The organism is Mesorhizobium sp. URHB0026 (assembly GCF_054059755.1).
Map to the genome: position 1 here is coordinate 615,994 of NZ_JBSSCN010000001.1, position 13,124 is coordinate 629,117.

The window sequence follows — 13,124 nt, forward strand, 5'->3', positions numbered from 1 at the left end:
CCGGACGGGGCTCGCAAATCAGCTATTGCACTGAAGCTCTTCGGCGAGGCTGGGGCGCAGTTGATCCCGTTCCTGAACGAAGGCGCCGCCGGCATCAAAGAATTTGAGGACCGGGCGGCCGATCTCGGCATCGTCTTTTCCGACGATCAGATCAAGGCGGCCGAAGCGTTCAACACTTCGCTGAACGAGCTGAAAAAAACCACCGGCGGCGTGCTTCGCCAGATCGGTCTGCTCTTTGCTCCCGCGTTTACTGCCGGTGCCAATGCATTCAGGGACATAGTCCAGCGCAACCGGGCGGCCATCCTTGATTTTGTCAGGAATGGCGTCCAGGTCGGGACCGTTTTCGTGAAGGATTTCTTCGCCACGCTTGCCGGCCGGGATGCCGCGGTCACCGATAATAAATGGCTGATTGCGTGGCGTGACGCGATCAAGGGCTTCGGGGAGGACTTCGCCCATGTCGCCGGCAATGTCGTCATCCCGGCGATGGCGAAACTGCGCGCGGCTGCGGACCTGACCATCAAGGCGGTCAACGGCATTTTCGGAACCAACCTGACCACCGGTGAAGTGCTGATCGGTGCAGCGATCTTGCGCATGATCGGCGGCTTCCAACTGTTGCGCACCGCCATCGGCTTGGCCGTCAATGCGATTTCCGTTCTCAGTGCCGCTCTGATTTCAACGCCGGCAGGCAGGATCATTCTGGGTCTCGCGCTGGCCGCCGAGGGCCTGGTCGCGGTCTGGGACCGAGAGAAGGCCAAACAGCAAGGTTGGATCAACTCGACCGATGCCCACAGAACGGCGCTGGAGCAGCTGAAGGCCGCCGTCGATGCCGTCAAGGCCGGCGTGCCCGGCGCCGAGGAGGCGCTGAAGCAACTTGCGCAGACCAATCTCGCTGCGGCCGATGCCGCACAATTGGCCTCAGAAGCGCGTGTCAAACAAATGCAGGATGTCCTGGATGCGATGAAGGCTGGCGGCGAATTCAACGCTCCGCTCGGTGCCGACATCGAGACACAGACCGAGGCGCTGGTGCGCGCTCAGATCGATCTGGCGAAAAGCGCACGTCAGCTGAAAGACGTGCACGACGCGATCGACGGGAAAGTCGTCGGCAACATTCAGGATCTGCGCACCACGGCCGAAGCCGGAGCGGCCGGCGTCAAGAATCTCGGCGCCGCTGCCGACACGACTGCCGGCAAGGTCGAAAACCTCGACCATCAGATCACAGTATTCCGCGGCGGCGGTCCAGGCGGCCAGCTGTCAAAAGAGGTTTTTGACGTCGTCGATGGCGTCGCCCATCGTGCTGATCAGGGCAAGCAGGCTCTCGACGGCCTGAAGGGCAGCGTCGACGACACCAGCAAGGCCGTGGATGGCGTCAGCAGCGACATCACAAACTCGATCGGCACGATTGCGCCGGCGGCACAGGCGGCCGCTGCGGGCTTCAATAGCTCGCTGGGCAGCCTCGACGCTGGTGCAGCACAGGCCGCTGCGGAGGCGATCGCTGCGCCTTTCGCGGTGCTGCCCGGCCAGTTCGGCACCATCCTGAGCGGATTGACTTCATTGCTGCAGGGCGGCTTTGCCAACCTCAGCAGCATCGTCACCAGTTTGGCCGGTCAAATCCAGTCGGCGATCGCAAGCATCCTGGCATCGCTGCAAGCGGCAGCGGCCGCGGCATCGGCCTTGCGAGCTCAAGCGGCCGGTTCCTCGTCGTCGTCCGACGGCGGCGGCTCCCATGGTGGCTTCGCGGCTGGCGGCTCTGTACGCGGTCCCGGTGGCCCGCAAACCGACAGCATTTTGGCGCGGTTGAGCAACGGCGAATTCGTTGTGCAAGCATCGATCGTGAAACGCCTTGGCGTGGATTTCTTCCACATGTTGAACAACGGCATCATCCCCTCGATCAACAGTCTGCGCGGCTTCAACATGGGGGGCTTCGTCAACGATCTCGGCCGCTCGATGGCGATCCCCCGCTTTGCCGTGGGCGGATCGGTTGGCGCCCTAGCGACGGCCGGCGCGAAAATCGGCGGCGGCGACACAGTGCACGTCAAGCTTAACTACGGCATCAATGAGGACAGGGTTATCGACCTGATCGGCCAAAAAGACTCGGTGATGGACTTGCAGCGATATGCAATCAGGGCTGGGCTGGTGTCCACCGGCAGAAAGCCAGGCCGCCGATGAGCGACTTCGATTTTCCCGACTTCGATCCGGCCACTATCCCGAAGCCCGGTGATCAGCACGACCCTACTGTACGTGCTCACCAGGCGACGTTTCAGGAGCGGTTCGGCGACTTCAAAAGCCGGCATGTTGTCGGCCTGCACTTCGGCCCGGCGCCGAAAGGCGAATGGGTCGGCATCATCATGGACATGGAAGACGGCTCGACCGTCAAGGTCGCGATCCCGTTCAACTACTGGCAGGCCTTCGGCAATGAGTACGCGCTGGCGATGATGACGGCGGCCGAGCTCATCCAGGTTGCATACGGGCCGGCAGGGGGCCAGGCATGAAAATTACTGCGTTGGAAGTGCCTTCCCACGTCGAACTTGTCGTGGATGATACTCCCCCGTTATGCCGCAATACGGGCAGCGGATGGACAATTTGGTGGGAATATCCGCCCAAAGTGGCTGCTCGCCCTCGACCGACGGCTCTATCTCAATCGGGATCGGTTTCTGGCAACCAGGATTCAGGCAAGTGACCGTCAGATACCATTTCTCTTGCTCAACCATGGCTCCGCCTCCCTGCCCAAGCGGAAGGAAACCAGAAAATCAGAGGGGAGTCGAACGATGATCGCCTGGCTGACCTTCTCGATCGCTTGCGGCGTCGTGCTGGCGATGGCGTGGCCGTTCTGAATGGAGGAAATGAAGATGGAAGACGAAGATGCTATTGGCATCCTGGAAAGCTGCCGGCGACCTGCAGAACAAAACCTGCCAAGATCAGCATGGCCGATAGATTCAACGCTCGCCGTTCAACATTGAGTCCCAAGATCGATAGTTCATCGCCGCGCTGGGCAGCTAGGCCGGCCGAGCGGCGTAAGCTATCTCGGGCTCGACCTGATTCCCTATGCAACTCGGCGCTAGCCCGTTCGAACGATCGCTGAAAATTCTCGATGTCCCTCTGTTGGCGGATCTGACTTACACGTGGCGCTTTGCTCTGAAGTTCAGCCATCTTGCGACCGGCCTGCCATTCGATTTGGTCTGCCCTATCCCCTGTCGCTATAGCGAGCCTCCGGTGTGTTTCAGCCGTTTCGGAGAGGGTCAATTTGTGCTCGGCAGATAGCCACAAGGTGAAGAAACCCGCGATATCGAGCAAAAGGCCTGCGAGGCTGTACCAGTTGGACCCGAAGCCAGCGACCGTGCAGAGCAAGTGGAAGTCGTCGGCGCGAGACATCATCAGGCCGCTCGAACGTCATCTGGAATGTGTTCGACCAACATCGAGAGCGCCGCGCTGATCTCCACTCCTGTAACACCCTGATCGGTGACACCGGTATTGATGGAGCTGGTCATCACCAGCATTCCATATTCTTCGGCGTCGGCCTTCAGCTTTTCGGCGGCGGCAACCGGGTCAGGCGTGCGCAAGCAGTGCTCGACGGCCAACCTCTGGACCAGCCATTCGATCGCGCAAAGGCGATCATGTCCCTCTGGAAATCCTGTCATGGATAAGCCCCCCGATGCCCAAGTTGTCGATGATGCGGTATTTATCCGGTCGTTGTCGAATCCTTGGAGCAGCAAATGCGAGACAGCGAGCTTACCCAACGCCCTGGCCGGGGCTGGTCGAAGTGGGCCGAGGGTAACGGCGACGTCCTGATCGAGCGCACCTGGTGGCAGGCTAAGATCCTGCATTTTCCAAAGCTCAATGTGACGGTCTGGTTTGACGGGTCCGAAGTGGTCGGCTTGGAGCACTGGGGCTTCCGCGATCCCAAGTGGTGCATGCGACTGCCGCCGGCCGATTGGCAGCCGATGCCGGCCGGCTATAGGCAGGGGGCCGAGCAGGCTTGGCTGCGGTGGCAGGCGGCCACAGGGACGCGCCACGACGCGCTGGGCGCTTCGGTGGCGTAGGACAGCGCTGTGCGAGGCGCGCGTTAACGTCCTGTTAACCATTTGAGATCACCGTAACCATGCGGCTCAAGAACCGCATCTTTACAGGCAACCGACAAAAGGCCCGTCGCTCCCCCCCGTACCCCTGCGAGCGACGGGCTTTGCCTTCAGGGCGGGTCGCAAGGCCGATTTGCCTGATTTGTACGATTTATACGCAGGCTTGCGAGCTATTTTCACAAGGGGTACGTTTCGCTTTCGCCATGGGAGCATTTGCCATGAACGAACTCGATAACTCGAAAATTCTCATCGCCAGCACTCGACAAAACATTGCTCGCACCAGAGTTGTTATCGATGAAGCGCGGCTTACGATTGATGGCAGCCGCCGCATCCTTGAAGAGGCGCGCCAGCTTCTACAGCGAGCAACCGAGCAACTCACCCGGAGCCGCACATTAGATGCGGATACAGAGGCGGCGTTTTAAGGTTCGTAGAGTCATGGAACTGTATTATTTCGATTTAACCGACAACGGAACCGCCTACCTGGACACAGAAGGAACCGACCTTCCGAGTCTGGAATCCGCTGAAGACGAGGCATCGAAGGCGCTGCTTGAAATAGCACGGGGGCGGATGCCGGACGGCACTTTCCGAGAGGTCGCCTTGCATGTGCATGCCGGTACGAGCGAACCGCTGTTTGTGGTAAAACTCACTTTCGAACTGGTACGCAACCGGTCTGCTAGACGCGCCGCATAATCGAGGAATCCCGCAAGCTGCTGGATCGGCTTGCCGCCAAGTCAGGCGCTAACGTCCCATCGACCGGGAACTCTTCTTCGCGGTCATCCCTTGCGGGCATCCAGCGAACACGAAACCGGGTTGGAAGCCGACGTTCGAGCGTGGGTGAATCTGGCCAACTGTGCCATTTCGGGACTGCGGGGTGCTGGCATTCATTTTGCATGCTACCAGTTCGCCGGCGATACCGGTCTGATCGCGTAATTCTGATCAGGTAGTAGGCTCGTCGGGCGAGTTTGGGGAATTGGGGTTCCTCGCCCGGCGAGCGCACCTGCTTGCCCCCCACAGACACCCGTCGCCTACGCCTTCCGCAGCCTCACCCCGGCGGCGCCACCATTCTCGGCGATGAACTCGACGCCCGCCACTGAAAAGCCCGCCACCATCGGCAGCGGGCCAAATGCGCCAACGTTGGCGGTTTTCAGTTCGCCTTTTGGCGGATCATCTCGGAAAAATAGGTGCGGAACTCCGCGCCCATCTCTGGCGACATGCGGAGCGAGCGCCCGCCGCTGGCGTCCTCTGTCTTGAACACCAGGATCATATCCCCGTTCGCCATGTCGACTGTCGGGATGATTAGCTCCAGACGCTCGGCGCTCTCCATGTAGTGGCGGATCCTGTCTTTCATGACGCGCGCTCGCCGTGATGCGCCTTATTCACGGCCTCTCTGACTAGCCGCAGGGTGTTGATCGCGTCGTTCAGCGTGTTCGCGATTGCGTCGGTCATCGTGTCGTCGAGCAGGTCGCGGGTGTGTAGCGCCAGCCAAGCGGTGCGCAACAGATCCATGCCGGCGTCCATTTGGTCGATCGCGGCGATGTCTCTCTCTGGCAGGGTGATCGTCATGATGCCCGGCTCCTATCCTCAACGATCAGGGCGAACCCATGCTCATGGTCGACGGTGACCCGCCATTCGCCGCCGTGCATGGCTCTCATTGATGCCGCCAACTTCTCCGCATGCCGCTGAGGGAGGTCGTCCCGTTCATCCAAGTTTTGGAACTCGATCGGGTGCGCTCTGGTGCCCGCCGCGTAGACATGCGCTTTCCAGGCGCCGCCGATGTCAGCGTTCCAATCGACCATTGCGGCCGAGAGCTCCCTTGCAAGGCGCCTGACGCGCTCCGAGATGTGTTCCGGTGTTTCGGTAGCGGGAAGCACGGAAAGCGATCCCGCCGCGGCTGTAGCGGCTCCTATGACGGGGACCGAAGCGAAGGCACTAAGCAGGGCGCGGCGGGAAAATCTCCCGGTGATCGGGCTCTGGGTCTGGAAAAATCGGTGCATAATCCAAGTCTCCTTCGGTTGCAGTTTCCTTTGGGAACGCATTGGGAAGGAGGCAAAAGGCTTGTACGAATAGTCAGCGAAATCAATCTATTATGAGAGAAATCTGGCGGAGAGAGCGGGATTCGAACCCGCGTTACGGTCTCCCGTAAACACACTTTCCAGGCGTGCGCCTTCAACCACTCGGCCACCTCTCCGTCCTTGCATTTTTCGCGACGGCCGGTTTCGCCGCGCGGGTTGGGGACAATGCGGTCCCTTCAGGGAGCGGTAGCGATTTCCGCTATGGGTGCCGCCAACCAGCGGACACCTCTCCCGGCACCTGAGCCGTCAAAGCAACAGGCGCGGGGCTCATCTAGTCGATCCCGCGCCGAATGCCAAGCCATAACGACAGTCTATTCGCTTTGCCGGCCACACAACGCTTCGTGAGGCCGCCGCGGCATCCGGTTCAAGGTGCCGACGCCCCGAATAATGTGCACAGGCGAGCCCGCAAGGCCGGGCGCGCTTGACTTCGTCGCGGGCCACCTGTCGAGTGGAACGGAGGCTTTGCGGGGGGCATCGTCTGGGCATGACATCAGGCAGTGAACAACCGGGCGGTGGCATGCCGGTTAGTGGGCAGGCGCCAACCGGGCGGCCGGACAGCGGGCTGTCCTACGTGCCGGCGGGCTGGCTCATCTTCGTCATGGCATGGTCGGTCTACGGCCTGGCCTCCGCCTGGTGGCTGACCGGCAATTCCGGCCTGCCGGACAGGATCTTCTATTTCCTCCTTGGCGGGCTTGCCGTCGACATCATCACCATCCTGTGGGGGCTTTATTTGCTCGGCCTTGCCTTTGGCCGCTCGGCGCGCTTCCCGCGCCAGTTCATCATCTGGCAGGTGGCGACCATCGCCTGGGTGCTGGCCAGGCAGGCCTATGTGCTCGCCGTGCCCGATTTCGTCTTTTCCGCCAGGAGCCTGCTTATCGGCGGCGCCGAAATCGCCATCGGCCTGCTCTGCATCTATCTGCTGCGCCGTGGCTCCGGCGCCGAGGGCGTCTATGCTAGGCCGCGCGCCGAAGCGCCGTCGGTCTTCGTTTCCATCGTGGCTGCCTTGCTCGGCATCGTCCTGGGCGCGGTCATCGGCGCCGTTGGCGGTTTCCTGGCTGGCTCGGTGATCGCCGATGTCGCCGAGGTCAGCTGCTTCGAGGGCGGCTGCGGCTACTTTGCCGCCTTCATCGGACTGGCCGGGCTGGTGGTCGGCGCCATTGCCGGAGGCATTCTTGCCGTCTGGCTCGTTCACCGCCCCAGGCGCCAGCCGGTCGCATAGGGGCTCAGAAAGCGCCGGCCTTCAAATTCGCGTATCGCGATTGCAGCCGAACCGCACGCATTCTATGTCTGTTTCGGATATGTGCCGGTGGTCTTCTGGTCAGCGTCCAGGGTGAACCGGGGGAGAGCCTTGATGTTTCGCTTCGTCTTTTCGTCTTGCGGCCATGGTCGCGCTGTCGGTTTCCGTCATCATGGCGGTGCTCGACACGACGCGCACGGTGGCGGCTTCGGCCCTTGTGCTGACCCCGCTCAACGCCAGTTGGCTGGCCGTCTCGCCGGACACGCGGGCCGCCTTCGAAACCTTCGTCCGCGCCAAGGCCGGTCCGCTGCTGTGGGACACAGTCATCGCCTGGGGGCTCAACCAGCCGGGCTTTGCCGTCTTCGCGGTGCTGGCCTTCCTGCTGTACGCCATCGGTTATCGGCGGCAGCGGCGCACGGGACAGTTCGCCACCAACTGAACCCATCTCCCGCACCATTCCGGCCGGCTGTTGAAAGCTTGCACGCAAGATCGGATCGCGGCGGGGCTTGCCCATGGTACGCTTTTCCAAAAGGTCAAAATTCCGCGTGAATTTTGTTTCGGGCCGTGCCAGATTGCCCGGGAGCGGGAGGGGAATGCACTCCTGGCTAACGTCGTTTGCTTGCCGGAGAACCGGGCAGGCAGGCGGTGTGTAACGGAAAAAATAACCGACAGGGTGTGGATCACATGAAACGTATCGTTCTCGGCCTCCTGGCCGCAACCGCAATGGTTCTTCCGGCATTCGCCGCGGATGTCCAGCCGGCCATCCTCTATGATCTGGGCGGCAAGTTCGACAAATCCTTCAACGAGGCTGCCTACCATGGCGCCGAAAAGTTCAAGACCGAGACCGGCGTCGCCTATGTCGAGTTCGAAGTATCCAACGCCTCGCAGCGCGAGCAGGCGCTGCGCCGCTTCGCCGAGGACGGCCACAACCCGATCGTCATGGCCGGCTTTGCCTGGGAGGATGCGCTGAAGAAGGTCGCGGCCGAATACCCGGACCTCAACTTCGCCATCATCGACGATGCGGTCGACCTGCCCAATGTCCGCTCGCTGGTGTTCAAGGAGAATGAAGGCTCCTATCTCGTCGGCATCATGGCCGCGATGGCGTCGAAGTCGAAGAAGGTTGCCTTCGTCGGCGGCATGGACATCCCGCTGATCCGCAAGTTCGAATGCGGCTATGTCGGCGGCGCCAAGTCCGCTGGCGCGACCGACGTCATCCAGAACATGACTGGCGATACGCCGGCGGCGTGGAACGATCCAGCCAAGGGTGGCGAGATCGCCAAGACGCAGATCGACCAGGGAGCCGACGTGGTTTACGCGGCCGCCGGCGGCACCGGCGTCGGTGTGCTGCAGGCGGCGGCGGATGCCGGCAAGCTCGGCATCGGCGTCGATTCCAACCAGAACGGACTGCAGCCCGGCAAGGTGCTGACCTCGATGCTGAAGCGCGTGGACGTTGCCGTCTATACCGCCTTCATGGATGGCAAGAACGGCACCTTCAAGGGTGGCGTCGAGAATCTGGGCCTCAAGGAAGGCGGCGTCGACTACGCCATGGACGACAACAACAAGGCACTGGTGACCGACGAAATGAAGGCGGCCGTCGAAAAAGCCAAGGCCGACATCATCGCCGGCACGGTCAAGGTGCACGACTACACAGCCGACAACGCCTGCCCCTATTGATCCGCGGCGCCATACGGCCATGATCCGCAACCGCTGGGCGAAAGCCCGGCGGTTTTGCTTTGCCGATCGAACGAAACTCGCGGATGGCATGGAGCGAGAAATGCAGCCGACGATCGAACCCATGAACGGGCATGACATCGAAGTCGTGGCGCGACTGCGGATTGCCGCCTTCTTCGAGGGGACGGGAAGGACGCTGGAAGAGGAAGCCGCAGGGCTGCGCAACCTGCTGACCAGCGACGGTCTTGAAAAGGCTCTGGTTGCCCGTGTGAACGAAATGCCGGTAGGCACCTGCCTGCTGGTCCGCCATGAACTGGAACCGGCGCATGATCTGACACCGTGGCTGGCCGGGCTTGTCGTCGATGCCGACCATCGGGGCAAGGGAACCGGCACCGCGCTGGTCAAGGCGATCGAAGCGCATGCGGCATCAGCCGGGGTCGAGACGCTCTACCTCTACACCTGGCAGGCGCGCGATTTCTACGCGGCGCTCGGCTGGGACGCGATCGAGGTGTGCGAGCAGGATGGCGAAACGATGATGCTGATGTCGCGCCGGCTCGATCACAATGTGCCCAGGAGATAGCCGAGCGCGAAGGCCGCAATCAGCCCGGCCATGACGACAAGTCCATGCCTACCGCCGAGCGAATGCACGCCGACGCCGTACGGCTGTCGGGACGGGCTTCGGATTACTGTCGGCCACTTGGCATCGTTGCCGCCCAGGCCAACGCCTCGCATCTGCGGCATTTCGGCGAGGCGCTGCGTAACCAGTTCCCAATGATTGACGCCGGCTGGTTGTTGGGCCCGATCGAAGACACGCATGCGTTCGGCCAGCTGCACCACCGCGTCGCGGAACGCAGGGTCGATCTCGAGATCGCGCTCGGCCCGCTCGCGGTCGGCATCGTTCATCAGGCCCAGCACATAGTCGCCGGCCCTTGCGATACGATCGCTCTCACCAGCCATGATCCGTGCCCTCCCCCTCTCCTCACCAGTGTGGCGGCTTGGTCACCGGCACATCCTGTGCCGACTGCTCTTCAAGCGCCAGGAAGCGGTCGGTCAGCGCATCGAGCTTGCGCTGCATGCGTTCGATCACCTTCCACTGCTCGGCGATCTGGCCCGACAGTTCCTCGATGGTCTTCTCCTGCTCGGCGGCGCGGATTTCCAGCGTCGTCAGCCGGTCGGCGGGCATGATCATGCAAAGTCCCCAGTTTGTACCGCGACACCTTGCGCCGCAACGTCAAATCGACCTCGTCATAGTAGCGAATGTGAGAGCTTCGGCCACGTTCGAAATTGACAAGCGTGCGGGGATTTGTCGAGAGTGGATGCTGCTCCGGACAATTGGCATAAGCGGAGCGCCATGCTAGGCGTTTTGACCAAGCGATAAAAAAATAAGAGTGGGACAGGCTGCATGGCGCAAGCCGCAATCGAACTGATCGGCATCAACAAGAGTTTCGGCGCGGTGCGCGCCAACCGCGACATCAATCTGGAGATCGCGCGCGGCACCATCCATGGCATCGTCGGCGAAAACGGCGCCGGCAAGTCGACGCTGATGTCGATCCTCTATGGCTTCTACCAGGCCGACAGCGGCGAGATCCGCGTCGGCGGCAAGCCGGCATCGATCAAGACACCCAACGACGCGATCGCGCTCGGCATCGGCATGGTGCACCAGCATTTCATGCTGGTCGACAATTTCTCGGTGCTGGAGAACATCATCCTCGGCGCCGAAACCGATGCGCTGCTGAAGAGCAGCATTGCCAAAGCGCGCTCCGAGTTGGACCGGCTTGAGCGAGAATACGGGCTGGAAGTCGATCCCGATGCCATCATCGAAGAACTGCCGGTCGGCCTGCAGCAGCGCGTGGAAATCCTGAAGGCGCTTTATCGCGGTGCCGAAATCCTGATCCTCGACGAGCCGACGGGCGTTTTGACGCCGGCCGAGGCCGACCACCTGTTCCGCATCCTCAGGCAGTTGAAGGAACAGGGAAAGACGGTGATGCTGATCACCCACAAGCTGCGCGAGATCATGGCCATCACCGACACCGTGTCGGTGATGCGTCAGGGCACGATGGTGGCGACCCGGGAGACCAGGAAAACCACGGTCGAGGAACTGGCCGAACTGATGGTCGGGCGGCGTGTCCTCTTGAGGGTCGAAAAGGGCGAGGCCGAGGCCGGTGCCGTCAAGCTCGCGGTCAAGAACCTGACGGTCAGGGATTCGCGCGGCGTCACCATGGTCGACGACGTCTCCTTCGATATCAGAGCCGGCGAGATCGTCGGCATCGCCGGCGTCGCCGGCAACGGGCAATCCGAGTTGCTTGAGGCGATTTCCGGCATCAGGCACGCCGTTTCCGGTTCCGTGATGCTCGACGGCAAGCCGATCGATCTCACCGGCAAGGCCGATCCCGGCGAATTGCGCGACCGTGGCCTCGCCCACGTACCGGAAGACCGCCACCATGTCGGGCTGGTGCTGGCCTTCGAGGAGAACGAGAATTCCATCCTCGGCTACCACGACGATCCCCGTTACCTCAGAGGACCGTTCCTCAACATCGATGCAATCATGGCCGACGCCAGGGACAAGATCGAGAAATACGACATTCGTCCCGGCAATCCGCGCCTGAAGACGGCCAATTTTTCCGGCGGCAACCAGCAGAAGATCGTGCTCGCGCGTGAAATCGAACAGGACCCCGGCGTGCTGATCGTCGGACAGCCGACGCGGGGCGTCGACGTCGGCGCCATCGAGTTCATCCACAAGCGCCTGATCGCCATGCGCGACCAGGGCAAGGCGGTGCTGGTGGTCTCGGTCGAGCTAGACGAGATCCGCTCGCTTTCCGACCGCATTCTGGTGATGTTTGCCGGAAGGGTCGTCGGCGAGCGCGGCCCCGACGCGACCGAAGGCGAGCTCGGCCTGCTGATGGCCGGTGTCGAGCATCAGGAGGCGGCGCAATGAGCACGCCTTACGCCAAATTGCCTGCCTGGGCCGACTACGGGCTGATCCCGCTGATCAACCTGTCGGTCGCCTTCATCGTCGCTGGCTTCGTCGTCATGCTGGTCGGCGAAAACCCATTCCGCGCCGCCGTCATCCTGGTCGAAGGCGCCTTCGGCAAGGGCACAGGCATCGCCTTTACCCTCTTCTATGCCACGACGTTCATATTCACCGGGCTTTCGGTGGCTGTGGCGGCGCATTGCGGACTGTTCAACATCGGCACCGAGGGACAGGCCTACATCGCCGGCCTCGGCATCGCCATCGTCTGCCTTCCCCTCGACAGCACACTGCCCTGGTGGCTGACTTTTCCGCTGGCGATCGTGGCCTCCGCACTCGTGGGCGCATTGTGGGCGTTGATCCCCGCCTACCTGCAGGCCAAGCGCGGCTCGCACATCGTCATCACGACGATCATGTTCAACTTCATCGCCGCCTCGATCATGGTCTACCTGCTGGTCGGTCCGCTGAAGCCGGCAGGGTCGCAGGCGCCGCAGACGCGCAACTTCCTCGCCGGCGCGGAGTTGCCGAAACTCAACTGGATCATCGAATTGTTCGGCGCCAAGATCCGATCGGCCCCGCTCAACATCTGCTTCCTGCTGGCGCTGGTGATGGCTTTCCTGGTGTGGCTGCTGATCTGGCGCACCAAGCTCGGCTACGAGATGCGCACCTATGGCCACAGCCCGAAAGCGGCCCGCTATGCCGGCATTTCGGAAACCCGCATCATCATCACTGCGATGATGATTTCGGGCGCTCTGGCCGGCATGATGGCGCTCAACCCGGTGATGGGCGACCAGCACAATGTCGCGATCGACTTCGTTTCGGGCGCCGGGTTCGTCGGTATCGCCGTGGCGCTGATGGGCCGCCTGCATCCGGTCGGCATCGTGCTGGCGGCGATCCTGTTCGGCATGCTTTACCAGGGCGGCGCCGAACTCGCCTTCGAGATGCCGGCAATCAGCCGCGACATGATCGTCATCATTCAAGGATTGGTCATCCTCTTCGCCGGCGCGCTGGAGCATATGTTCCGGCCCTATATCCAGGCTCTGTTCGCCTCGTTCAGCCCGAAGTCGGTGGGCATGCAGGCCGTCAACGGGAAGGGCGCCTGA

General features: G+C 62.0%; 18 protein-coding genes, 1 tRNA gene and 1 pseudogene. 11 read left to right on the forward strand and 9 right to left on the reverse strand.

Features of this window, described 5'->3' with window-relative positions; all coding sequences use genetic code 11:
• Positions 1 to 18: 18 nt before the first annotated feature.
• On the reverse strand, positions 19 to 609 hold the full coding sequence (locus tag ACVWWD_RS03055; protein WP_352546706.1) for a hypothetical protein: 591 nt from the start codon (positions 607 to 609) through the stop codon (positions 19 to 21).
• On the opposite strand from ACVWWD_RS03055, the gene ACVWWD_RS03060 reads away from it, so the two are divergent.
• Together ACVWWD_RS03060 and ACVWWD_RS03065 are read left to right on the forward strand one after the other, a co-directional pair.
• On the forward strand, positions 592 to 2,166 hold the full coding sequence (locus ACVWWD_RS03060; RefSeq protein WP_457102902.1) for a hypothetical protein: 1,575 nt from the start codon (positions 592 to 594) through the stop codon (positions 2,164 to 2,166). The genes ACVWWD_RS03055 and ACVWWD_RS03060 overlap by 18 nt on opposite strands.
• Positions 2,163 to 2,489, forward strand: a complete 327-nt coding sequence (locus ACVWWD_RS03065) for a hypothetical protein (protein ID WP_352546704.1) — start codon at positions 2,163 to 2,165, stop codon at positions 2,487 to 2,489. Before ACVWWD_RS03060 ends, ACVWWD_RS03065 begins: the two co-directional genes overlap by 4 nt.
• 373 nt (positions 2,490 to 2,862) lie before the next feature.
• On the opposite strand, the gene ACVWWD_RS03070 is transcribed toward ACVWWD_RS03065, so the two are convergent.
• Together ACVWWD_RS03070 and ACVWWD_RS03075 are read right to left on the reverse strand one after the other, a co-directional pair.
• Positions 2,863 to 3,372: a hypothetical protein gene (locus ACVWWD_RS03070; RefSeq protein WP_352546703.1), complete on the reverse strand. Its 510-nt coding sequence runs from the start codon at positions 3,370 to 3,372 to the stop codon at positions 2,863 to 2,865.
• The gene (locus tag ACVWWD_RS03075) at positions 3,372 to 3,635 is read right to left on the reverse strand and encodes a hypothetical protein (RefSeq protein WP_457102903.1); all 264 of its coding nucleotides are present in this window, start codon (positions 3,633 to 3,635) and stop codon (positions 3,372 to 3,374) included. Before ACVWWD_RS03075 ends, ACVWWD_RS03070 begins: the two co-directional genes overlap by 1 nt.
• A 75-nt stretch (positions 3,636 to 3,710) precedes the next feature.
• On the opposite strand from ACVWWD_RS03075, the gene ACVWWD_RS03080 reads away from it, so the two are divergent.
• The 3 genes from ACVWWD_RS03080 (at position 3,711) to ACVWWD_RS03090 (ending at position 4,763) form a co-directional block, all read left to right on the forward strand.
• Positions 3,711 to 4,037: a hypothetical protein gene (locus tag ACVWWD_RS03080; protein ID WP_352546701.1), complete on the forward strand. Its 327-nt coding sequence runs from the start codon at positions 3,711 to 3,713 to the stop codon at positions 4,035 to 4,037.
• Between the two features lie 254 nt (positions 4,038 to 4,291).
• Positions 4,292 to 4,495 carry a hypothetical protein gene (locus ACVWWD_RS03085; RefSeq protein ID WP_352546700.1) on the forward strand — a complete coding sequence of 68 codons (204 nt, stop codon included), beginning with the start codon at positions 4,292 to 4,294 and terminating at the stop codon, positions 4,493 to 4,495.
• Between the two features lie 13 nt (positions 4,496 to 4,508).
• Positions 4,509 to 4,763 (forward strand): DUF6894 family protein, encoded by a 255-nt coding sequence (locus tag ACVWWD_RS03090; protein WP_352546699.1) that lies wholly within the window; start codon positions 4,509 to 4,511, stop codon positions 4,761 to 4,763.
• Positions 4,764 to 5,217: 454 nt separating this feature from the next.
• Here the strand turns inward: ACVWWD_RS03090 and ACVWWD_RS03095 are convergent, their stop codons facing one another.
• The 4 genes from ACVWWD_RS03095 to ACVWWD_RS03110 form a co-directional block, all read right to left on the reverse strand.
• Positions 5,218 to 5,421: a hypothetical protein gene (locus ACVWWD_RS03095; RefSeq protein WP_352546698.1), complete on the reverse strand. Its 204-nt coding sequence runs from the start codon at positions 5,419 to 5,421 to the stop codon at positions 5,218 to 5,220.
• The gene (locus ACVWWD_RS03100; RefSeq protein WP_352546697.1) at positions 5,418 to 5,636 is read right to left on the reverse strand and encodes a hypothetical protein; all 219 of its coding nucleotides are present in this window, start codon (positions 5,634 to 5,636) and stop codon (positions 5,418 to 5,420) included. Before ACVWWD_RS03100 ends, ACVWWD_RS03095 begins: the two co-directional genes overlap by 4 nt.
• Complete coding sequence (locus tag ACVWWD_RS03105) at positions 5,633 to 5,869, reverse strand: hypothetical protein (RefSeq protein WP_352546696.1); 237 nt, start codon at positions 5,867 to 5,869, stop codon at positions 5,633 to 5,635. The genes ACVWWD_RS03100 and ACVWWD_RS03105 overlap by 4 nt, the downstream gene beginning before the upstream one ends.
• Before the next feature lie 302 nt (positions 5,870 to 6,171).
• A tRNA-Ser gene (locus ACVWWD_RS03110) sits at positions 6,172 to 6,261 on the reverse strand.
• Positions 6,262 to 6,662: 401 nt separating this feature from the next.
• Between ACVWWD_RS03110 and ACVWWD_RS03115 the strand changes: the two genes are divergently transcribed.
• The 4 genes and pseudogenes from ACVWWD_RS03115 to ACVWWD_RS03130 all read left to right on the forward strand — a co-directional run bounded on the left by ACVWWD_RS03115 (position 6,663) and on the right by ACVWWD_RS03130 (position 9,633).
• On the forward strand, positions 6,663 to 7,364 hold the full coding sequence (locus ACVWWD_RS03115; protein ID WP_352546695.1) for a hypothetical protein: 702 nt from the start codon (positions 6,663 to 6,665) through the stop codon (positions 7,362 to 7,364).
• A 132-nt stretch (positions 7,365 to 7,496) separates the two neighbouring features.
• Positions 7,497 to 7,821 (forward strand): annotated as a pseudogene (locus tag ACVWWD_RS03120) (hypothetical protein).
• Between the two features lie 245 nt (positions 7,822 to 8,066).
• Positions 8,067 to 9,056, forward strand: a complete 990-nt coding sequence (locus tag ACVWWD_RS03125) for a BMP family lipoprotein (RefSeq protein WP_015315759.1) — start codon at positions 8,067 to 8,069, stop codon at positions 9,054 to 9,056.
• Positions 9,057 to 9,156: 100 nt separating this feature from the next.
• Positions 9,157 to 9,633, forward strand: coding sequence for a GNAT family N-acetyltransferase (locus tag ACVWWD_RS03130; RefSeq protein WP_352546694.1), 477 nt, complete (start codon positions 9,157 to 9,159; stop codon positions 9,631 to 9,633).
• Here the strand turns inward: ACVWWD_RS03130 and ACVWWD_RS03135 are convergent.
• Both ACVWWD_RS03135 and ACVWWD_RS03140 read right to left on the reverse strand, forming a co-directional pair.
• Positions 9,612 to 10,010 (reverse strand): hypothetical protein, encoded by a 399-nt coding sequence (locus ACVWWD_RS03135; protein WP_352546693.1) that lies wholly within the window; start codon positions 10,008 to 10,010, stop codon positions 9,612 to 9,614. The two genes, ACVWWD_RS03130 and ACVWWD_RS03135, sit on opposite strands and share 22 nt — an antisense overlap.
• Positions 10,011 to 10,032: 22 nt before the next feature.
• On the reverse strand, positions 10,033 to 10,239 hold the full coding sequence (locus tag ACVWWD_RS03140; protein ID WP_198026135.1) for a SlyX family protein: 207 nt from the start codon (positions 10,237 to 10,239) through the stop codon (positions 10,033 to 10,035).
• 216 nt (positions 10,240 to 10,455) lie between these two features.
• Here ACVWWD_RS03140 and ACVWWD_RS03145 point away from each other — a divergent pair, with 216 nt between their 5' ends.
• On the forward strand, positions 10,456 to 11,988 hold the full coding sequence (locus tag ACVWWD_RS03145; RefSeq protein ID WP_457102904.1) for an ABC transporter ATP-binding protein: 1,533 nt from the start codon (positions 10,456 to 10,458) through the stop codon (positions 11,986 to 11,988).
• Positions 11,985 to 13,124, forward strand: a complete 1,140-nt coding sequence (locus tag ACVWWD_RS03150; RefSeq protein ID WP_352546691.1) for an ABC transporter permease — start codon at positions 11,985 to 11,987, stop codon at positions 13,122 to 13,124. Before ACVWWD_RS03145 ends, ACVWWD_RS03150 begins: the two co-directional genes overlap by 4 nt.